Origin of the sequence: Bacillus sp. FSL M8-0256 (genome assembly GCF_038005765.1) — a bacterium.
GTDB lineage: Bacteria > Bacillota > Bacilli > Bacillales > Bacillaceae > Bacillus > Bacillus safensis.
The window spans coordinates 1,078,491-1,097,006 of sequence record NZ_JBBOTU010000001.1 but is presented as its reverse complement, the minus strand read 5'-3'; the positions used below and the strand labels follow the sequence as shown (position 1 = coordinate 1,097,006).

The following is an 18,516-nucleotide window of genomic DNA, read 5'->3' as shown; positions in this document are numbered from 1 at the left end:
AAGAGGGACTGGGGAGGCTGACATCTAATGGCTGAAATGATGCTCAATCAAATTTATAAAGTATACGATAACAAAGTAACAGCAGTAGACAACTTTAATCTACATATAGAAGATAAAGAATTTATTGTGTTTGTTGGTCCATCAGGCTGCGGAAAATCAACAACCCTCCGCATGATTGCAGGTCTAGAAGAAATATCACAAGGAGACTTTCTGTTAGATGGAAAACGGATGAATGATGTAGCGCCGAAAGACCGGGATATCGCAATGGTTTTCCAAAACTATGCATTATATCCTCATATGAATGTGTACGATAATATGGCTTTTGGATTAAAGCTTCGGAAGTTTCCAAAAGCAGAAATTGATGAGCGGGTTCGAAATGCCGCTAAAATATTAGGGCTTGAGCAATATTTAGACAGAAAACCAAAAGCACTGTCTGGCGGTCAAAGGCAGCGTGTTGCACTTGGCAGAGCGATTGTACGTGATGCAAAGGTTTTTCTTTTGGATGAACCGCTTTCTAATTTAGATGCAAAACTCCGTGTTCAGATGCGTGCTGAAATTTCTAAGCTTCATCAGCGTCTGCAAACAACATTTATCTATGTGACACATGATCAGACTGAAGCCATGACAATGGCAACACGCCTTGTTGTCATGAAAGATGGTTTTATTCAGCAGGTAGGAGCGCCGAAAGATGTATATGAAAACCCAGAGAATGTGTTTGTAGGTGGATTTATCGGCTCACCTGCGATGAACTTTTTTACAGGAAAGCTCTCTGACGGTGCCATTGCGGTTGGAAAAACTCATATTCGTGTACCAGAAGGAAAAATGAAAGTATTACGCAGCCAAGGCTATATTGGAAAGGATGTCATTTTAGGCATCAGACCAGAAGATTTTCACGATGAACCAGTATTTATAGAGGCGTCTGAAGGCACAAAAATTCATGCTGACGTAGAAGTAGCTGAATTAATGGGGGCAGAAACGATGCTTTATTCTTCTATCGATGGTCAATCGTTTATTGCACGTGTTGATTCTCGTACCGATGTACAGGCCGGACAGTCTATCCCTCTTGCGATTAATATGAACAAAGCCCATTTCTTTGATTCGGATACGGAGCTGCGCATTCGCTCAGCAGAATAAAAAGATATATAAGCAGCGCCATCACTCATCATTGGGTGATGGTTTTTTGTATGTTAACACAACATTTACCATGTTCTTTTTTCGTATGTTTTTTTCGGAAATAACCATAATACTTAGTACAAAGCAGTTACTGCATTGGGTTTCGCCAAGTGGCAAATGACTTGATCATTTCGCTGGTGCGATTCCAGCAAACCCAACCAAAAAAACAAATCATATACAAAAAGGAGAATCACATCATGGCTAATTCTAATAGTTCAAACCAATTACTAGTTCCTGGAGCAGAGCAAGCGATCGATCAAATGAAATACGAAATCGCTTCTGAATTTGGTGTAAATCTTGGAGCAGAAACAACATCTCGTGCTAACGGTTCAGTTGGTGGAGAAATTACAAAACGTCTTGTGTCTTTCGCTCAACAAAACCTTGGCGGAACAAAAGCTTAATTTCATATCTGGATCATAGAAGGCACCTCTTATGGTGTCTTCTTTTTTTGTTTTTATCCCTCACCAAACTCCTTTCAGCTCATATCATGTAGTAGAAAGGAGCGGATCTTCATGGACATTTTTTCTGGTATGAACTTTGAACTTTTACAATTTGTAGGGATCTCTCTATTATGTGAATATGCTCATAGTATTCGGTCCTTTCATCTTTATAAAAAAAGCATCACATAAAAGTTGTACCAATTTGGGTTCTTTTCACTTATAGTATGTAGTGGAGGGATCGAACAGATGAAAATAGCTCTTTTCGGTGCTCATGGACGTGTAGGACAAGCATTTCTTCGTTTCGTTCAAGTAGATGAGCGTTACATGGTTCGTTCATTGATTCGGACAAACCGAGAAGAAATGCTTGCGGGTATGTTTCAAGTCACCGGCAATTCAAGAAATCGAGAAGATGTGCTTGAGACAATCAAAGGAGCAGATATTGTTGTGAGCTGTCTATCAACAGATGGTGATGATACATTATCTGTTTCAATGGAGCATATCGTACAAGCCATGAAGCAAACGAATACATCAAGAATTATTACAATTGGTACAGCAGGCATTTTAAAAGCAAGGCAGCAGCCGGAGCTCTACCGTTTTGAAACAAATGAATCAAGACGGACCACTTCCCGAGCAGCTAAAGAGCATGCGAAAGCGTTTGAAATCCTTCAATCGACTGATCTAGATTGGACCATTATTTGTCCAACCTATTTACCAGATGGAGAAGTGACACGGTCATATCGCTATGAGAAAGATTTTCTCCCTATAGATGGAAAGAAAATTTCAGTTGAAGATACCGCACACTTTTTATATCAGCAGTTAAATTCGAAGGAGTTTGTACATCAACGCGTCGGCATCGCTTATTGATGATGATGCCTGTCCAAACAATATAACCAGTAAAAGTCGAGGACAGAACCCTCGACTTTTTCATGCAAAGGAAAGAGCCTCTTCCAATTGAATGAGGCTCTTTTTTCTACTATTCATCAGCTGTTTGCAACAGCACCTTTTTGCAGTTCATACATTTGTGCATACAGCCCTTCTTGCTGCATGAGTTGTTCATGACTGCCACGCTCGACGATTTCACCTTTTTCTAACACCAAGATCATATCGGCTTTTTTAATAGTGGATAATCGGTGAGCGATCACAAAAGTCGTTCGTCCTTCTTTAACTACATCAAGCGCCCGCTGAATGATCGCTTCTGTTTCTGTATCAATGTTCGCGGTGGCTTCATCTAAAATTAAAATCGCTGGATCGTACGCCAATGCGCGCGCAAATGAAATCAACTGACGTTCCCCTGAGGAAAGGGTGCTTCCCTTTTCAACGACTGGTTCATCAAAGCCTTCTGGCAAATGCTTCAATAACTCTGCGGCACCTACTTGCTTTAATGAGGATTCAATCGTTTCTCTTTTGATGTCTTCATTCCCTAAGCTCACATTGGAAGCAATCGTTCCAGAAAATAAATACGGGTCTTGCAGCACAATGCCCATTTGTTTACGGAGCGTTTGGCGCGACTGATCATAAATGCTTTCGCCATCTATGAGAATGTCTCCTTGCTGAATGTCATAAAAACGCAGCAGCAAGTTCATGATCGAGCTTTTCCCAGAACCAGTATGCCCCACAAGTGCAACCGTTTGACCTTTCTTCGCTTCAAACGTAATGTTCTTTAAGACATTTTTCCCTTCATTATAAGCAAAGGTGACATCTTTGAACTGAACGTGTCCCTCCAGCTTCTTCTGAACAGGTTCTTCCACTTCTGTTCCTGGTTCATCTAATAATCGGAAAACCCTTTCTGATGAAACCCTTGCTAATTCCAACCTAGAGAACTGATTCACAATGCCTGTAATCGGCTGGAACAATCGATTTAAATAATCGACAAACGCATAGAGCACACCAATGGACACAATGCCTGTCGCACTTAGCGACGCACCGCCAAAATACCAAATGAGTGCCACATATGCTAAATTTCGCAGCAGGTTAACCAAGTTATGTGAAAGAAGTGAATTTAAATGCAGCATCTTTCGCTGATATCGAAAGTGATTGTTGTTCAGCTCATCAAATTCCTCTTGCGTCGCTTTTTCATGACGAAAGGCTTGAATGATTGTCATCCCTTGAATGGCTTCATTTAGTTTGGCATTGATTTCACTGATGATCGAACGAATGCGGTGATTGTACACTGATGCAAACTTTCTATAAGTCATCGACCATAGGAAAATAATCGGTACTGCGACCAAACAGATGAGTGCCAGCTTCACATTTAATAAAAACATGGCAATGTAAATCCCAATCATGTAAATAGCACTTGTCACGAAATTTGCAAGGACTGTTACATATAAATCACGAATGGTTTCCGTGTCATTTGTAATCCTCGCGACAACTTTTCCAGCCGGTAAATTATCAAAATATCGGATCGGCAGCGTTTGGATGTGCTCAAATACGTCTACCCTCATTTTTTGAATAATTCGATTTGCAATCCTTTGGAGCAAATAATGCTGCCCATACTGAAAGAAAATCGCAACGATGAGCAGTCCTAGATAAAATAGAACAAGCTGCACCAAACCACTGATTTCTGGCTGATAAAAAGCGAAAATCTCCTCTTTTGATAAACGCTTTACCTCATAGGTTTCACGCTCGTTCCCATTATCAATGGTGAGCTGATCTACCGATATTTTTCTGTTTCCATCAAAACGGATCGGCTCATTCACAAAATAGTAACCGAACCCGACTTGCACTACATTGATTTGCTTTCCAGAATCCATTCCATTATTTAATCGATCGCTTCGTATATAGTTATTTCCCTGGTAATAAACGGTTTTGTCTGTCTTTTCATTGACCTCGACATACGGTTTTTCTACACCTAAAATATGATCATCAATCATTTTCTTCCCAATAAACGGCCCTGTCAGCTCAGCACCAACTGCAATCATTAGAAAGATTAAGGCAACAGACAATACTTTCTTATATAGGAGTGCGTAGGCAAGGAGTCTTCTTCCTGTTGTCATGCCTCATCCCCTCCTTCCAGCTGATTTGTTAGCTGCTGACGCAAAAATTGTTCTTTGTACCACCCATCCTGCTGGATGAGCTCGTTGTGGGTGCCCTTTTGGACAATGCGTCCTTCTTCCATGACAAGAATGAGATCGGCATGTTCAACAGCTGATAGGCGATGAGTTGTAATAAACGTCGTTTTGCCATGACGGTTTTGTCTTAGATTTTCTAGGATAGCGGTTTCTGTTTTTGCATCTACCGCAGATAATGAGTCATCCAGAATTAAAATGTCTGGATCAATTAATAAAGCACGTGCAATGGATATTCGCTGTTTTTGTCCGCCTGACAGCGCCACACCTTTTTCCCCAACCATGGTTTCCAGACCCTCTGGCAAAAGGCGTAAATCCTTTTCAAAGTAAGCATCTTTGATTGCTTGTGCTAACTCATCTTGTTTCGCGTCACGATAACCAAAGCGCATATTCTGTTCCACGCTTTTTGAGAAAAGTATATGATCCTGCGGTACATATCCGATCCATTGAAATAACTGATCTAATTCAATGTCTTGGATCGGAACACCTGATAGCAATATTTGCCCGTCACCTGCCGGGTACTGGCGCAGAAGCTGTTTGACAATGGTCGTTTTGCCGCTTCCCGTTTTGCCTGTAATCCCAATTGTCTGCCCTTTTCGAACGGTAAAGGACACATCAATGAGATTATCTTTAGATGAGGTTGGATATCTGAATGTCACATGATCAAACTCAATATCTCCAGGCTCTTGTAACGTTTTCGGCTGAGCAGCATCTGTTACGTCCGGCTTGTAGCTAAGTGTATGATTTAACCGGTCTAACGACGCATTTCCTCTTTGCATAATATTAATCAATTCGCCGATCGCAAACATTGGCCAGATCATCATGCCAAGATAGACGTTAAATGCAACAAGCTCCCCAATGGTTAAATCACTTTGGAACACGAGATAGGCTCCGTAGCCGATTCCGATTAAGTAGCTGATCCCCACAAGTAATTTCACTGTCGGCTCAAACAAAGAATCAATGATCGCCACTCGCATATTTTTTTGAAATACATCATCTGTCATTTCTCGAAAGCGTTCGACATCTTGTTTCTCCTGCACAAAAGACCGAATGACCCGGACACCTGCCACTGATTCAAGAACGCGATCGTTCATATCGCCAAATGCATCTTGAGCGACTGTAAAGCGCTCATGGATTTTGCTTCCATAAAACGCAATCAAGAGCGCCATCAGCGGCATAGGAATAATCGCCATTAAGGTTAATTTCCAGCTAATCGTCAGCCCCATCGTAAAGAAGATCATCAGCATATAAGCAGTGGAATCAACCAAGGTCAGAACGCCAAAGCCTGTCGTTAAGGCCACAGCATTCAAGTCGTTTGTACCCAATGCCATTAAGTTGCCCGTTTTTTTCTTTTCATAAAAAGTAGGCGTCATCTTAAGCAAGTGGCGCATCAGTTTCCCACGCATCACACGCTCCATGACATTTGCGCCGCCAAATAACTGATACATCCAAAAATATGTAAGTGTATAGACGACGACACCTAGTAAGCAAAAAATGGTCACATAAAACACAATACTGGATGTTGTAAATTGACCAGAACGAATGTCATCAACTGCCTGGCCAAGGTATCTTGGCGGCAGCATTTCAAGCACATTCACAATGAGCAGGAGCGTAATAGCAATCGTATAACGCCTCCACTCTTGTTTAAAGAACCAGCCTAATTTCGCAAATACTGAAAACATGTTTGTCTCTCCTTTTCAAGCTAGCCGCTTTCTAAATTTTCCTGCAAGTCACCTTGTTTCGTTTTTTGAGCTTTTGTCATTTGTCTTGATTTTGGCATGTTCACATGCTTTCACTCCTCTTCATTTACTTGTTGTTTTTCATCCCTTTATTTCGAAATGCGAAATGAATTCAACAAAAAAAGAGGCCACCAGCTTGCTGGTACGCCTCTTTTCGTCATGTAAAAAGGCGCATGTTGACAAATACGCAACATACGCCTTGATTCATCCGATCAATTGGAACAGACGAGTTCCTTTTCCATGACCAATGAAGGTGTAATTGTCACGTGAATCAACCCATTCATGCAGTTTGATTTCATTCTTCCAATGTTGCACATGACATTTCCTCCTTTTGGCTCTTGAATCTTTTTTTATCTTATAGTGGCTGTCACTATTTTGTCAATAAATATTTTTCAATAAATGAAATTTTCTAACAAAAATCATTCTCCTTCATGTGTATCTTTTTCTATTAACGGGTATACCATGAGTGTAAAGACTCCTTTTGAAAGGAATGAGGACATTGTTTCAAGCTGATCGGATGGTCGTAGCGTTTGATGGACATGAAGACAGTAAGAAAGCATTAAAAAAGGCAATCGCTTTAGCTAAAACCTTACATGCCAAGCTGACCGTTACCTATGCACATGATGGCAAAACAGACAGACAGGTGTTTGATGTGCCGCGCCCAATGACTGGCGGAGCTTATATCGGCGGCGGTACGGCAGATCTTCAAACACCCCCTGTATATGTACCTCATGATGAACAGCAAAGTCCCTTGATTTTTGAAGACCATACAGAAGAGGTCGTTGCGGAAGCAAGAATGCTTTTAAATGAGGAGCAGTTTGAGGCTGCCATTGAAATTGTAGAGGGAGAACCAGCGGAAGCGATTATCGAATATGCGGAGGAAATATCAGCAGACCTCATCGTCATGGGAGCACGTGACCAAAGCAGATTGAAAAAAATGCTGTTTGGCAGTGTGAGTGAAAAGTTATCAGCAAGATCAGATATACCTGTGCTTATTGTGAAATAAGCATCACAAAAGGCTGTAAACATTGGTTTACAGCCTTTTTTTATTTATGAAGAGATCGATGCTTCACTTTCATGTTTAATTTTTTGCTGGAAGCCTTCCTGTACGCGCTTTGTCAGCTTGCCCGGAACGCCTTCCCCTACTGGCTCGCCATCTATTTCAACAATCGGAATGACTTCAGCTGTCGTCGAGCTGATGAAAATTTCCTGAGCGCGCAGCAGTTCTTCTTTGCTTATACGAGTTTCTTCAACAGTACACCCTTCTTCCTCACATACCTCCAGCAGCTTTCTACGAGTAATGCCGTTTAAAATGAGATTGTTTGCAGGGTGAGTACGAATCACGCCATCAATCACGGCATATACATTCGAGGAGGTTCCCTCGGTCACAAAACCGTCTCTCACAAGGATTGCTTCAAACGCACCAGCTTCAGATGCTTTCTGCTTTTCCATGATGTTATATAAAAGGTTTAAGCTTTTGATATCACACCTTAACCAGCGAAGATCCTCAGATAAAATGGCCTTTGCCCCAGCTTCCTGCTCTTGAACAGGCTTTTTCACCTGGAACGTATATGCCGTGATTTGAGGAGTAAGAGAATCACTATATTGATGTTTACGAGGGGCGACACCCCGCGTGACTTGAATATACACACCGCCATCTGTTAATTGATTGTGAGCGACGAGCTGCTGTAACTTTTCTTCCATATCAGATACTGTACCTTGCAGATGAATGCCAATTTCCTTTGCACTCTTGAACAGACGCTCTGTATGCTCTTTTAACGTAAACAAAGTACCATTGTATACACGGATGACCTCATAGACTCCGTCACCAAATTGATAGCCTCTGTCCTCAATATCAACATGTGCATCCTTTTTTTCAATGAAATCTCCATTGTACAATACTTTCATATGGAATCTCCCCTTCGCTTTGCATTAATGGTTGAATCTGATGCTATCTTAGCGGATAAATGGGTACGTTTCAATGATTATTCAGAATTATTTCACATCATAAGAAATGGATAACCTTCTATTGTAACAAATATAGATTCATAACCAAAAAGATTCCAATTTTTTAGCAACTTCTATATTCATAGGCTCTTTTTTCCTGTATACTGACACCATATAAACATGACAAAAAACAGCGGAAAAAGACAGAATCTACTACATGATTCGACACAAATTTTTGATTTATTGGAGCGATTGTAATGCAACGGGTTAAAAAAAAACAGGCACCTTCAAACACTATGCTGCTCTCAAAGGCGATTGGTTTTGTCATTCTGACACTGATCCTCTTTTTTATTTGGGATATGTCCAAAACCAATATGCAGGCAGCAGATCAGCCGGCGAAATTATCTGAGAGCAGTCAATTTAGAGACACAAGCACAAGTATGAAAGCAAAAGATGCTTCTCGGAAAACATTAGATGCACATTTTAAGATCAATTCAAATAAACATATAACGGATCAAACGATCTTTTTAACCTTTGATGATGGTCCATCAGCGACTTCAAATCAGCTGTTAGATGTGCTAAAAGCGCATCAAGTGAAAGCCACATTCTTTATGCTCGGACCTCAGATTAAAGAACACCCGGCAGCTGTGAAAAGACTCCATCAAGAAGGTCATCAATTAGGGCTTCATGGCATCACCCATGATGTGAAACGCTTTTATCAAAAAAAAGATTCTCCTGTTAACGAGATGAAGGAAGATCAGCGCATTTTGGCTTCTGTGACAGGTGAGTATACCCATCTTGTGAGAACACCTTATGGCAGCACCCCAAATTTAACCGATCAGCAAAAAGCACGTTTAAAACAAAAAGGCTTTGTCTACTGGGACTGGACCATTGACAGTCTTGATTGGAAATATAAAAGCTCAAAATATGTACCAGAGGTATTAAATCAGCTGCAAGTGCTGGAGACAAAAAATCCAAAAGAACCAAAAATCATCTTAATGCATGATCAGCCGGCGACGGCAAAATACTTAAGCAGCTTAATTACGCAGCTAAAGGCAAAGGGCTATACATTTGAAGTCCTTGATGAAACAATGAAGCCGCTGCAGCAATAAAGTAAAACCCGCACCTTTAGGATGCGGGTTTTTTAATGATTTATAAAGCTTTCACGAGATCGCCAATTCGCTCATGAAAGACAAGATCAAAAAGCGGATCGAATTCTGTTTCACTCAAATTCATCATCACCATGAAGATGGAAGGATCATGAGCTGCATCTTCTGGAATATACCTTGCTGGCGCTACCTCCAAGGAAGTCCCCATGACGAGGAGCATGTCCGTTTTCTGAAGTGATGTCTCCACTTGGTCTAAATGTTTGACCATATCGCCAAATAGGACAACATCTGTTTTTAGCACACGTCCACACGTACTGCCGTCTGAGGTAACCCTTTGACAGATCGGCACCTCTTCTTTTAATAAATAAGACAGATCATATACCGCCTGACACGATGGACAAGTGGCCGTTTGAATGGAGCCATGGAGTTCATATACATGCTGGCTTCCCGCCTTTTTATGAAGACCGTCAATATTTTGGGTAAAAATATCCACATGCTTCCCTTGTTGCTCAAGGCTGGCTAAAAAGGTGTGCCCGCTATTAGGCTCATATTCTCCACTCATTTTCATTTGAAACAATTCTTTAAATTTTGGCCAGAATTGATGAGGGTTTGATAAAAAGTAGGACCGGCTCATCGCCTCCATGCGGGAAGTATCTTCTGTCCACAGACCACCCGTTGATCTAAAATCAGGAATACCCGATTCTGTACTCATACCTGCACCTGAGAGTACTGTGATATGTGAAGCCTGCGATAATTTCTCTCTTAACACATCCACCTTTGTTTGGTCCACGCACCATTCCTCCTTTATTCACCCAGCTGCTTCTCACCTTTTTGTTTCATATAAATGGCCTGACCAGGGAAAGCAAATTCTACGCCTTCCTCGTGGAAAATATCTATGATGCGATAGTTAATATCCTGCTTAATATCAAGGTTTTCAGACCAAGCTGTCGTGTTTGTGTAAAAGTTGAAAAACAAGTTCAAATAGCTGTCTGCCAGTACATCGAGATTTACCATAATCGTCTCCTTATGCACACCATCATGCTCGTGAAGCATCTGTTTGAGACGCTTAATACACTGATCAATGTTTTCCTTTGGTGTATTGTAAGAAACGCGAACAGAGAACGTAATCTGACGTTTATTCATTCTTGTCCAGTTTGTGATTGGCTCCTTTGAAAGCGTAGAATTCGGAACGGTCACGACGGCTTCAGCAGGTGTTCGAAACCTTGTACTTCGAAATGTAATGTCCTCCACAGTCCCAAGAACACTTGGTGTCTCCACAAAGTCGCCCATCGTAAAAGGCTTCTCTGTAATGATGACAATCCCTCCAAAAAAGTTAGCCACTGTATCCTGAGCGGCGAGCGCAAAGGCTAGACCACCTAGACCGAGACCTGCCACAAGTCCATTTACGTCATAATTAAATTCTTGTGCAATGACACTAATACTCAGTGCAATAATAATGAAGCGAAGTACCTTTGATAAAAATGGTGCTAAAATATCATCCATATCTAATTCAAATTTCGAATTGACCTTTTGAAACAAGAAAGAAGATGCAGCGGTTAAATTACAAAGCCCCCACGTCAGCATCAATATAATAGAAGATCTATACAATTTAATGATGACATCCATATGATGCTCAAAGTATGGCGCTTGTCTTAACGCAAAATATAAACCAAGTGCCACGAAAAACAGCCTGGCTGGTTTTTCAAATGCCACAACAATTTGGTTAATGACCTCCGTTTTAGACCGATTCGTCAGCCTAAACAAAAGCTGAAATAAATACTTCGTAAATACTTTCCGAAGCAATAAAAAAAGCAATAAAATACAAAGGCTAATACCAATTTGGATCGCAATATCTACTGTAAAATATGTATCCATCCATTTTTGTGTAAACATGTCTGTCTCTCTCCTTTAAAACAATCCTCTCTAGTTTATAATATAACCTTCGTTCATGTCCTCTCTTAAATGTCTGACCTCTACATAAAAAGCCTCGGGACTGATCCCGAGGCATGAAGTTCAAATATGAAATTTTGGCTAGAGACATATCGACGGGCAGCAAACTACTTTTTCTTCTGAGCCTGATCAAGGAGAGTCGCTTTAAACATTTCAGCATCCGTTTCGGCCTTAATACGTTCTTCCACTCTAATTCTCCCTTTACCCAATCATCTCGCCTCCTTTTCATCATTATAAAACATCAGAATTTTCAGTCAACATGACGAAAGCACTAATATTTTGACGAACGCTGACGATTTGGACAAAATTGATCGAAGAAAAAATGATGTAGTTCAGATTTACTCAATAAGAGCTTGGGATATTCCTGCAACTTTTCACCTTTCATACACGATGCTTTCTCACCATATGCCATGTTCCATTACATACAGCTCTCCCTCGTACCATATAGTAAAGAAGGAAAAACAGCAAAAATTTGATATGATAAGACCAGAACTTATGTCAGGAGCTGGAGCATGTGTATATTATCGCGCATAGAGGTTCTTCAAGCGCTGCCCCAGAAAATACAATCGCCGCATTTGATTTAGCTGTTCAGCGGGGTGCGGATTATATTGAGTTAGACGTCCAGTTGACAATGGATCAGCACGTAGCCGTCATCCATGATGATACTGTTGATCGGACGAGTAACGGAAGCGGCTTAGTGAAAGGTTATACACTTGATCGGCTGAAGAAATTGGATGCAGGAAGCTGGTTTCATTCTCAGTACGCCAACGAACGAATTCCCACATTACAAGAAATTCTTGAAAGATACAGTCAGCGTGTCGGGATACTGATTGAGATCAAGCATCCAAAACGGCAGATTGGGATTGAAAAGGCAGTTGTCGACATCATCAACCGGTTTGCCTATTCCCGTCACATCATGGTTCAATCTTTTGATGCCAATGCACTTCAAAGAGTCAAAGCTTACGCCCCTTCTCTTCGAACAGCTTTTATTATAAAACCCTCTGCCTTTAAACTGACGAAAAGGAAATTAGCGGAGTACCGCTCCTTTGCGGATTGCCTTAATATGAAGAAAACGATGATCAACAGATGGTGGATTGATCGCATCCACTCATTTGGAATGGATGTCTTTATATGGACAGTGAAAGATCAAAAAACAGCCGACAGGATGAAAACATACCACATTGATGGAGTGGTGACGGATCACCCGCCATTTTTTCTAAAGGAGAAATGATGTAAATGAAAGCATATCTCGCCGTATTTATCGGTGGATTGGTTGGTACTCTTTGCAGATATGAACTTAGCCAATCCGTTGTCAGCCAGACATTCCCCTATGCAACACTGATTGAAAACATGACAGGCAGTCTGCTTCTTGGCTTTTCAACAGGGTATTTTATGTTTCGGAAAGGAAAAAAATATCTTGCTGCTTTGATCGGAACAGGATTTTGCGGTGGTTTTACGACAATGTCCACTTTTTCTAAAGAAACGGTTCTCTTATTACAGGATGGACTGTTCACATCAAGTATCATGTACATTCTACTCTCAGTGATTGCTGGAGTGGGCGCTGCCTTATGTGGACTGATCACCGCTCAGCGCCTCTTTCAACAAGATGAGCAGCCGAAAGGAAGCAGATAAATGATTGTATTTTATACAGCTGTTGCCGGCGGGATAGGCAGTGCCCTTCGTTTTTTCCTCAGTCAATCGATTCAGAAAACCAAGTTTAATACTCGTTTTCCGTATAGTATTATTCTCATCAACTTACTCGGCGCTGCCGGTTTAGGTTTACTGACAGGTGCAGTGACTGACAGTGATCCGCTGCTAATGATCATAGGTACTGGGTTTTTCGGTGGTTTTACAACCTTCTCTACATTTAGTGTAGAGGCTGCGTCCATGCTGCAAGAGCGGCAAATTGGACAACTTGCTGTCTACTTATTGGTCACAATCATCGGGTCTTTATGTCTCTTTGCTACGTTTTATCAAATAGGACAGCATCTTTAAATATTGGTAATAGCGGCTAAGCTGATGAGCAGCTGATCCATCAGCTGGCGCTTCATCAAAAAGAGTGTTTTTTCACTATAGCCAATTTCCATTGCACACTTTGCCATCCGCCAATCTCGAAAATATTTGTAATCGATGAGCTGCTGCTCTATTTCGTCCAACTCTTTTAATGCCGTTTCAATACAAGCAACGATGAGTTTATACTGATTTTTTTGCTCTTCTAACTTTTTCCGTGTCATGTGGTCGAGATGATGCGGGCTTCTTTTTTCAAGCTGCCTTTCGATATTTAAGATTGCTGCTTGATAATTTTTGAAATTCTTTAAATGAAACTCAATTCGTTTCATTGAGGTTTTTTTCTCCGTGATACTTGCTGTTTCATACCAAAGCATGTCCATCCCCCTCTATCGAACGTTTGTTCTTATTATATATCGAACATACATTCGTATAAAAGAGACTAAATACCTAAAAAAACCTTGAGCTTATTTTTCGCTCAAGGTCATTTCGTTTACTAGCAGCGGCTCCTTTATATCAAGTCCAGTGCGTGCACTGCCTTTTTCTGCCGATGTGACGCCTTTTTTCAAATCAATCTTTTTAACGTAGCGTCCATCCATTTCCAGCACTTTCATTCGAATATCATCAAGATAGACGGATTGTCCTTCTCTGATATCAATATTCTCTTTTAAGATGAGTCCGCCGATTGTATCAATTTCCTCATCATGATAAGAGATCTCGATCAAATCTTGAACTTCATCTAATCTCACTTTGCCATCTAAAACATAATGATGATCGGCTCTTTTTTGAATCACTGGCTGTTCATCTTCATCGAATTCATCTCGAATATCTCCGACAATCTCTTCTAAAATATCTTCCGTTGTGACAAGTCCAGACGTTCCGCCATATTCGTCAGTTAAGATCGCCATATGCATTCTATCACGCTGCATCTTGACGAGAAGCTCTTGAATAGGAATCGTGTCGATAACCTCAATCACTGGATATATATAATCTTGAATTTTCAGTTGATCTTTTTCACCTTGATACACAAGATCTGCAAAGAGCTGCTTTTTGTTCAGCATGCCGATGACATGGTCTTTATCTCCTGAAAACACAGGGAAACGTGTATACTTTTCCTGCGTCATGATGGCGAGGATATCATCTAACGGCATATCTTCTGGAATCGCACAAATTTCTCGCCGCGGTACCATGATCTCTCTGGCAATTCGATTATCGAAATCGAAAATCTTGTTCATATAATTATATTCTGATGGGTTGATTTCCCCATTTTTTAAGCTCTCAGATAATAAAATCTTCAGTTCCTCTTCAGAATGGGAATGTTCTTTTTCAGACCCCATATCGATGCCCATCATTTTAGTTAGCAGACGTGCTGACCCGTTTAACACATAAATGAAAGGGAACATAAGGATATAAAATGCATGCAGCGGGCCTGACAGCCATAGTGTCATTTTTTCCGCCTTTTGAATGGCAAGCGTTTTTGGTGCAAGCTCACCTACAACTACATGCAAAAAGGTAATAATAGAGAACGCAAGTGTTGCTGAGATCAGGCTGATTGCTGAATCAGGAATGTTTGTCAAACCAAAACCTCGAACCAAAAGTTCTTTCACAGCCGGCTTACCAATCCACCCTAAACCAAGGGATGTCACTGTAATACCGAGCTGACAGGCTGACAAATATTCATCTAGCCTTGATGTCACCTTTTTCGCCATGATGGCCTTTTTGGACCCTTCGGCAACAAGCTGATTAATTCTTGAACTTCTCACCTTTACTATGGCAAATTCAGATGCAACAAAGAAAGCTGTTAAAGCAATCAAAACACCGACTATACTCAGATTAACAATATCGTCCATTTAACCTTGCTCTTTCTTAGAAGAACAAGGAGTCACCTCCTGATTGATGATGTTATGTTTTGCAAAACGGTTAACTGATTAAATAAGACTACATTGAGGGCCCCACTTAACCACCTCCGGTTCACGTAAAATTCCGCCTCTCTACATATATATGAAACGGTATTCATTTTATCTTACCATAAATAATCTGAAAATTCCTGTATCATCATGCTGTTTTTGACATGACTGACTAAATTAAGGGAAATCCTCCTCTGTTTCTTCTTATTGGCAGGAAATATGAACAATTAACTTGTGTTTCAGACTAGAATTATATTAAACTATTTTCATAAACTATAACGTGACGGTTAGGAGGAGATGTTCAGATGGGGCTGAGAAAAAGTATCGTATTGGTGAACTAGCACAGATTGCACAGGTGACGAAACGAACTGTAGATTATTATACAAATCTAGGTTTGCTTGCGCCTGTTAGATCTTGCTCAAATTATCGTTATTACGATGAATATGCTTTAAAACGATTACAATTAATCGTTCTTTGCAAACAGCAGAGATTGGCTCTTTCTGACATCAAATCCAGATTAGATGAACAATTCCCTTCTCAAAAGGAAGATCATGATGAACTTGTCCATTTAACCTCTGATATCGATCGGATGAATGAGCATATGGACCGCATTTTGGCACGTTGTAAGCAGCTTCAGCCAGAACAACGTGAAAAACTAAAAGAGCAGCTTACTCCTGAAAAAATGACGGCTGTCCAATCATTTTTACTGCTGTTAAGTTAAAATTTTTACTAAACAGGAGGTGTTACCTTCGTTCTCAAAGTCAGAACGAAGGCCTTAATTGGACATAGTTAATTTACTCATAGTTGCTTTACTTATAGCTTTAACCGCGTTTTTCGTTGCATCAGAGTTTGCGATCATTCGCTTAAGAAGCTCAAGAATTGATCAGTTAATCGCAGAAGGTAATAAAACAGCAGTTGCTGTCAAGCATGTAACGACTCACCTTGATGAGTACCTATCAGCCTGTCAGCTTGGTATTACCATTACCGCCCTTGGTATTGGTTGGTTAGGGGAAGAAACAATTGCGCATATGCTTGCGCCGCTCTTTGCAGAGTTGTCCATTCCTCAATCAGCTAGTTCTATTGTCACTTTTATTATTGCGTTTAGTATCATGACGTTTTTACACGTTGTCGTTGGAGAACTTGCACCGAAAACACTCGCCATTCAAAAGGCTGAGCAAGTATCCCTTCTTTTTGCTAGACCACTGATGATCTTTTACAAAGTGATGTTCCCGTTCATTTGGGTATTAAATGGATCTGCTCGTTTGTTAACGAAAGCGTTCGGTCTTCAGCAAGTATCTGAGCATGACATGGCGCACTCTGAGGAAGAATTGCGGATTATTTTATCAGAGAGCTATAAGAGCGGCGAGATTAACCAGTCTGAATTCAAATATGTAAATAAAATTTTCGAATTTGATGACCGTCTGGCGAAAGAAATTATGATTCCTCGTACCGAAGTTGTCAGCTTCCCGTATGATATTACCATTGAGGAAATGCTGAAGGTAACAAAGGTAGAGAAATATACACGTTATCCAATTGAAGATGGCGACAAAGACAACATTATCGGTGTTCTTAACATTAAAGAGGTTCTCACTGCCTGCATTAGTGGTGAGTGCTCTACAAGCGATACGATCGAAAAGTTTGTAAATCCGATTATTCATGTGATTGAAACGGTTCCTGTTCATGATTTACTGCTCAAAATGCAGCGTGAACGTGTACACATGGCCATTTTATCAGATGAATATGGCGGTACAGCAGGTCTTGTGACCGTTGAAGACATCCTTGAAGAAATCGTTGGTGAAATTCGTGATGAGTTCGACATTGATGAAATCAACGAAGTGCGTAAACTTGGAGAAGACCATTACATCTTTGATGGCAAGGTTCTTGTTGATCAAGTCAACCTGCTATTAGGTACACAGCTTGATAATGAAGAGGTCGACACAATCGGCGGCTGGTTCCTTACTCAGAAATATGAAGTAGAGAAAAATGACGCCATTCGTGAACAAGGCTATGAATTTATTATTAATGAAGTCGATGGACACCATGTGGCATACATCGAAGTAAAAAAGTTAAATGAACAATTATTAGAAGCAGCTGAAGAAGGCGCTTCGTAACAAAAAACGCCCACTTGCTTAAGCAAGTGGGCGTTTCACATTGTGGACAAAGGGCTAAAATGATTTTTATTTTAGCCCTTTGTCTTCTTTTTCAGCGTGATAGAAAACCTTTGAAGTCTAGGAAGGACGAGTACCGGAGCGGAGCGAATTGAGCATTCGTGAGCACCGGCACGCAGGACTGACACCGAAAGCGAGGGTTTGTCTACACGCTGAAACGACCCTTGCCTAAGCAAGCGGTCGTTTTTCTTATGCCTTTTCCATTAATTGAGCTTCTAGCTCTTTGATTCTTGTGTTTAATACTTCTGTCATGGCACCTAATCTTTCTTTTGGCGGCAGATGGTCAAATTCAGACAGCTCAATCGGTTCACCGATGATTAAGCGCATTTTCCCTTTTTTGAAAAGACTTTTCGCATTTGAAGGTCCTTTGTATGCGGCTGGAACAATTGGCGCTTTACCGAGCTGCGCAATGGTAACCGCCCCTCTTTTTAGAGGAACATCCTCTGTTGTACGTGTTCCGCTTGGAAAAATCCCAACGATCTTTCCCTCTTTTAATAATTTAATGGGCGTTTTAATACTGCTTGGCCCAGGATTCTCTCGATCAACAGGAAAGGCATGAATCTTTTTTAAAAATCCACCGATCCATTTATTTGCAAACAATTCTTTTTTCGCCATGTAGTGGATCTCAAACGGAAGAATTCCTGCGCCTAATGCAAGAACATCCACAAAACCCTCATGTGTACAAGCAATGACAAAACCCCGATCAGTTGGCAGATTCTCTTTTTGATATACTTTGATTCCACCTCGGAGACCAAATAATAGTTTGACGGTATAGCCTGAAAATTTATACATAGTGCACTTCCTTTGTTTGAAGAATGAAGGATTTGTCTCTATTATAACAAATTTTTTATTACCTGGTACTAAAAATTTGTACACAGTCCAATCCTCCCTATTTTTTTCGTTTAAAAATGAACGTTCTGCCTGTATTCAAGCACAAGGCTTTAGGGGAGAATAGAATAGGAATTGTGTTCAATTTTGTCGTTTTTCGATGTTTTTTCCTGATTTGTT

The 18,516-nt window shown here is 40.6% G+C and carries 19 protein-coding genes; 10 read left to right on the top strand and 9 right to left on the bottom strand.

Annotated elements, in window-relative coordinates; translation table 11 throughout:
• The first annotated feature begins 27 nt into the window (after window positions 1-27).
• From NSQ76_RS05415 to NSQ76_RS05405, 3 genes are all read left to right on the top strand, one after another.
• Window positions 28-1,134, top strand: a complete 1,107-nt coding sequence (locus NSQ76_RS05415; RefSeq protein ID WP_024425745.1) for an ABC transporter ATP-binding protein — start codon at window positions 28-30, stop codon at window positions 1,132-1,134.
• A 236-nt stretch (window positions 1,135-1,370) separates the two neighbouring features.
• Window positions 1,371-1,574 carry an alpha/beta-type small acid-soluble spore protein gene (locus NSQ76_RS05410; RefSeq protein WP_024425744.1) on the top strand — a complete coding sequence of 68 codons (204 nt, stop codon included), beginning with the start codon at window positions 1,371-1,373 and terminating at the stop codon, window positions 1,572-1,574.
• A gap of 285 nt (window positions 1,575-1,859) precedes the next feature.
• A complete protein-coding gene (locus NSQ76_RS05405) occupies window positions 1,860-2,477 on the top strand; it encodes an NAD(P)-dependent oxidoreductase (protein WP_024425743.1) in 618 nt (205 codons plus the stop codon).
• Window positions 2,478-2,593: 116 nt separating this feature from the next.
• Here the strand turns inward: NSQ76_RS05405 and NSQ76_RS05400 are convergent, their stop codons facing one another.
• Together NSQ76_RS05400 and NSQ76_RS05395 are read right to left on the bottom strand one after the other, a co-directional pair.
• Window positions 2,594-4,609, bottom strand: coding sequence for an ABC transporter ATP-binding protein (locus tag NSQ76_RS05400; protein WP_341052873.1), 2,016 nt, complete (start codon window positions 4,607-4,609; stop codon window positions 2,594-2,596).
• Window positions 4,606-6,363 carry an ABC transporter ATP-binding protein gene (locus tag NSQ76_RS05395; RefSeq protein WP_208946540.1) on the bottom strand — a complete coding sequence of 586 codons (1,758 nt, stop codon included), beginning with the start codon at window positions 6,361-6,363 and terminating at the stop codon, window positions 4,606-4,608. Before NSQ76_RS05395 ends, NSQ76_RS05400 begins: the two co-directional genes overlap by 4 nt.
• Window positions 6,364-6,919: 556 nt before the next feature.
• Here NSQ76_RS05395 and NSQ76_RS05390 point away from each other — a divergent pair.
• Window positions 6,920-7,426 carry a universal stress protein gene (locus tag NSQ76_RS05390; RefSeq protein WP_341052868.1) on the top strand — a complete coding sequence of 169 codons (507 nt, stop codon included), beginning with the start codon at window positions 6,920-6,922 and terminating at the stop codon, window positions 7,424-7,426.
• 44 nt (window positions 7,427-7,470) lie between these two features.
• On the opposite strand, the gene dat is transcribed toward NSQ76_RS05390, so the two are convergent.
• Window positions 7,471-8,328 (bottom strand): D-amino-acid transaminase, encoded by an 858-nt coding sequence (gene dat / locus NSQ76_RS05385; protein ID WP_341052866.1) that lies wholly within the window; start codon window positions 8,326-8,328, stop codon window positions 7,471-7,473.
• A 296-nt stretch (window positions 8,329-8,624) separates the two neighbouring features.
• Between dat and NSQ76_RS05380 the strand changes: the two genes are divergently transcribed.
• Window positions 8,625-9,479 (top strand): polysaccharide deacetylase family protein, encoded by an 855-nt coding sequence (locus tag NSQ76_RS05380; protein WP_135032430.1) that lies wholly within the window; start codon window positions 8,625-8,627, stop codon window positions 9,477-9,479.
• Window positions 9,480-9,519: 40 nt separating this feature from the next.
• On the opposite strand, the gene NSQ76_RS05375 is transcribed toward NSQ76_RS05380, so the two are convergent.
• From NSQ76_RS05375 to NSQ76_RS05365, 3 genes are all read right to left on the bottom strand, one after another.
• On the bottom strand, window positions 9,520-10,266 hold the full coding sequence (locus NSQ76_RS05375; protein ID WP_341052863.1) for an NAD-dependent protein deacylase: 747 nt from the start codon (window positions 10,264-10,266) through the stop codon (window positions 9,520-9,522).
• A gap of 14 nt (window positions 10,267-10,280) precedes the next feature.
• On the bottom strand, window positions 10,281-11,369 hold the full coding sequence (locus NSQ76_RS05370; protein ID WP_024425736.1) for a mechanosensitive ion channel family protein: 1,089 nt from the start codon (window positions 11,367-11,369) through the stop codon (window positions 10,281-10,283).
• Window positions 11,370-11,533: 164 nt separating this feature from the next.
• Complete coding sequence (locus NSQ76_RS05365) at window positions 11,534-11,635, bottom strand: YhdX family protein (protein ID WP_017360338.1); 102 nt, start codon at window positions 11,633-11,635, stop codon at window positions 11,534-11,536.
• 305 nt (window positions 11,636-11,940) lie between these two features.
• On the opposite strand from NSQ76_RS05365, the gene NSQ76_RS05360 reads away from it, so the two are divergent.
• The 3 genes from NSQ76_RS05360 to crcB (NSQ76_RS05350) are packed head-to-tail and all read left to right on the top strand — an operon-like array spanning window position 11,941 to window position 13,421.
• On the top strand, window positions 11,941-12,657 hold the full coding sequence (locus NSQ76_RS05360) for a glycerophosphodiester phosphodiesterase (RefSeq protein ID WP_341052861.1): 717 nt from the start codon (window positions 11,941-11,943) through the stop codon (window positions 12,655-12,657).
• A 5-nt stretch (window positions 12,658-12,662) separates the two neighbouring features.
• On the top strand, window positions 12,663-13,058 hold the full coding sequence (gene crcB, locus NSQ76_RS05355) for a fluoride efflux transporter CrcB (protein ID WP_024425734.1): 396 nt from the start codon (window positions 12,663-12,665) through the stop codon (window positions 13,056-13,058).
• Window positions 13,059-13,421: a fluoride efflux transporter CrcB gene (gene crcB / locus NSQ76_RS05350; protein ID WP_341052858.1), complete on the top strand. Its 363-nt coding sequence runs from the start codon at window positions 13,059-13,061 to the stop codon at window positions 13,419-13,421. It begins immediately after the preceding gene.
• Here the strand turns inward: crcB (NSQ76_RS05350) and NSQ76_RS05345 are convergent.
• Window positions 13,418-13,810, bottom strand: coding sequence for a transcriptional regulator (locus NSQ76_RS05345; protein ID WP_252050304.1), 393 nt, complete (start codon window positions 13,808-13,810; stop codon window positions 13,418-13,420). The two genes, crcB (NSQ76_RS05350) and NSQ76_RS05345, sit on opposite strands and share 4 nt — an antisense overlap.
• 90 nt (window positions 13,811-13,900) lie before the next feature.
• Window positions 13,901-15,283 (bottom strand): hemolysin family protein, encoded by a 1,383-nt coding sequence (locus NSQ76_RS05340; RefSeq protein WP_025093319.1) that lies wholly within the window; start codon window positions 15,281-15,283, stop codon window positions 13,901-13,903.
• Between the two features lie 337 nt (window positions 15,284-15,620).
• On the opposite strand from NSQ76_RS05340, the gene NSQ76_RS05335 reads away from it, so the two are divergent.
• Window positions 15,621-16,061 carry a MerR family transcriptional regulator gene (locus NSQ76_RS05335; RefSeq protein WP_034667702.1) on the top strand — a complete coding sequence of 147 codons (441 nt, stop codon included), beginning with the start codon at window positions 15,621-15,623 and terminating at the stop codon, window positions 16,059-16,061.
• Between the two features lie 58 nt (window positions 16,062-16,119).
• Complete coding sequence (locus NSQ76_RS05330) at window positions 16,120-17,451, top strand: hemolysin family protein (RefSeq protein ID WP_024426590.1); 1,332 nt, start codon at window positions 16,120-16,122, stop codon at window positions 17,449-17,451.
• A gap of 246 nt (window positions 17,452-17,697) precedes the next feature.
• On the opposite strand, the gene NSQ76_RS05325 is transcribed toward NSQ76_RS05330, so the two are convergent.
• Window positions 17,698-18,300 carry a lysophospholipid acyltransferase family protein gene (locus NSQ76_RS05325; RefSeq protein WP_024425286.1) on the bottom strand — a complete coding sequence of 201 codons (603 nt, stop codon included), beginning with the start codon at window positions 18,298-18,300 and terminating at the stop codon, window positions 17,698-17,700.
• Window positions 18,301-18,516 lie beyond the last annotated feature (216 nt).

What these genes read in the sequence shown, in the direction of transcription:
- NSQ76_RS05415 (WP_024425745.1), top strand. Translation starts at nt 28, where the DNA reads ATGGCTGAAATGATGCTCAATCAAATTTATAAAGTATACGATAACAAA.
- NSQ76_RS05410 (WP_024425744.1), top strand. Translation starts at nt 1,371, where the DNA reads ATGGCTAATTCTAATAGTTCAAACCAATTACTAGTTCCTGGAGCAGAG.
- NSQ76_RS05405 (WP_024425743.1), top strand. Translation starts at nt 1,860, where the DNA reads ATGAAAATAGCTCTTTTCGGTGCTCATGGACGTGTAGGACAAGCATTT.
- NSQ76_RS05400 (WP_341052873.1), bottom strand. Translation starts at nt 4,609, where the DNA reads ATGACAACAGGAAGAAGACTCCTTGCCTACGCACTCCTATATAAGAAA.
- NSQ76_RS05395 (WP_208946540.1), bottom strand. Translation starts at nt 6,363, where the DNA reads ATGTTTTCAGTATTTGCGAAATTAGGCTGGTTCTTTAAACAAGAGTGG.
- dat (WP_341052866.1), bottom strand. Translation starts at nt 8,328, where the DNA reads ATGAAAGTATTGTACAATGGAGATTTCATTGAAAAAAAGGATGCACAT.
- NSQ76_RS05380 (WP_135032430.1), top strand. Translation starts at nt 8,625, where the DNA reads ATGCAACGGGTTAAAAAAAAACAGGCACCTTCAAACACTATGCTGCTC.
- NSQ76_RS05370 (WP_024425736.1), bottom strand. Translation starts at nt 11,369, where the DNA reads ATGTTTACACAAAAATGGATGGATACATATTTTACAGTAGATATTGCG.
- crcB (WP_024425734.1), top strand. Translation starts at nt 12,663, where the DNA reads ATGAAAGCATATCTCGCCGTATTTATCGGTGGATTGGTTGGTACTCTT.
- crcB (WP_341052858.1), top strand. Translation starts at nt 13,059, where the DNA reads ATGATTGTATTTTATACAGCTGTTGCCGGCGGGATAGGCAGTGCCCTT.
- NSQ76_RS05345 (WP_252050304.1), bottom strand. Translation starts at nt 13,810, where the DNA reads ATGCTTTGGTATGAAACAGCAAGTATCACGGAGAAAAAAACCTCAATG.
- NSQ76_RS05340 (WP_025093319.1), bottom strand. Translation starts at nt 15,283, where the DNA reads ATGGACGATATTGTTAATCTGAGTATAGTCGGTGTTTTGATTGCTTTA.
- NSQ76_RS05325 (WP_024425286.1), bottom strand. Translation starts at nt 18,300, where the DNA reads ATGTATAAATTTTCAGGCTATACCGTCAAACTATTATTTGGTCTCCGA.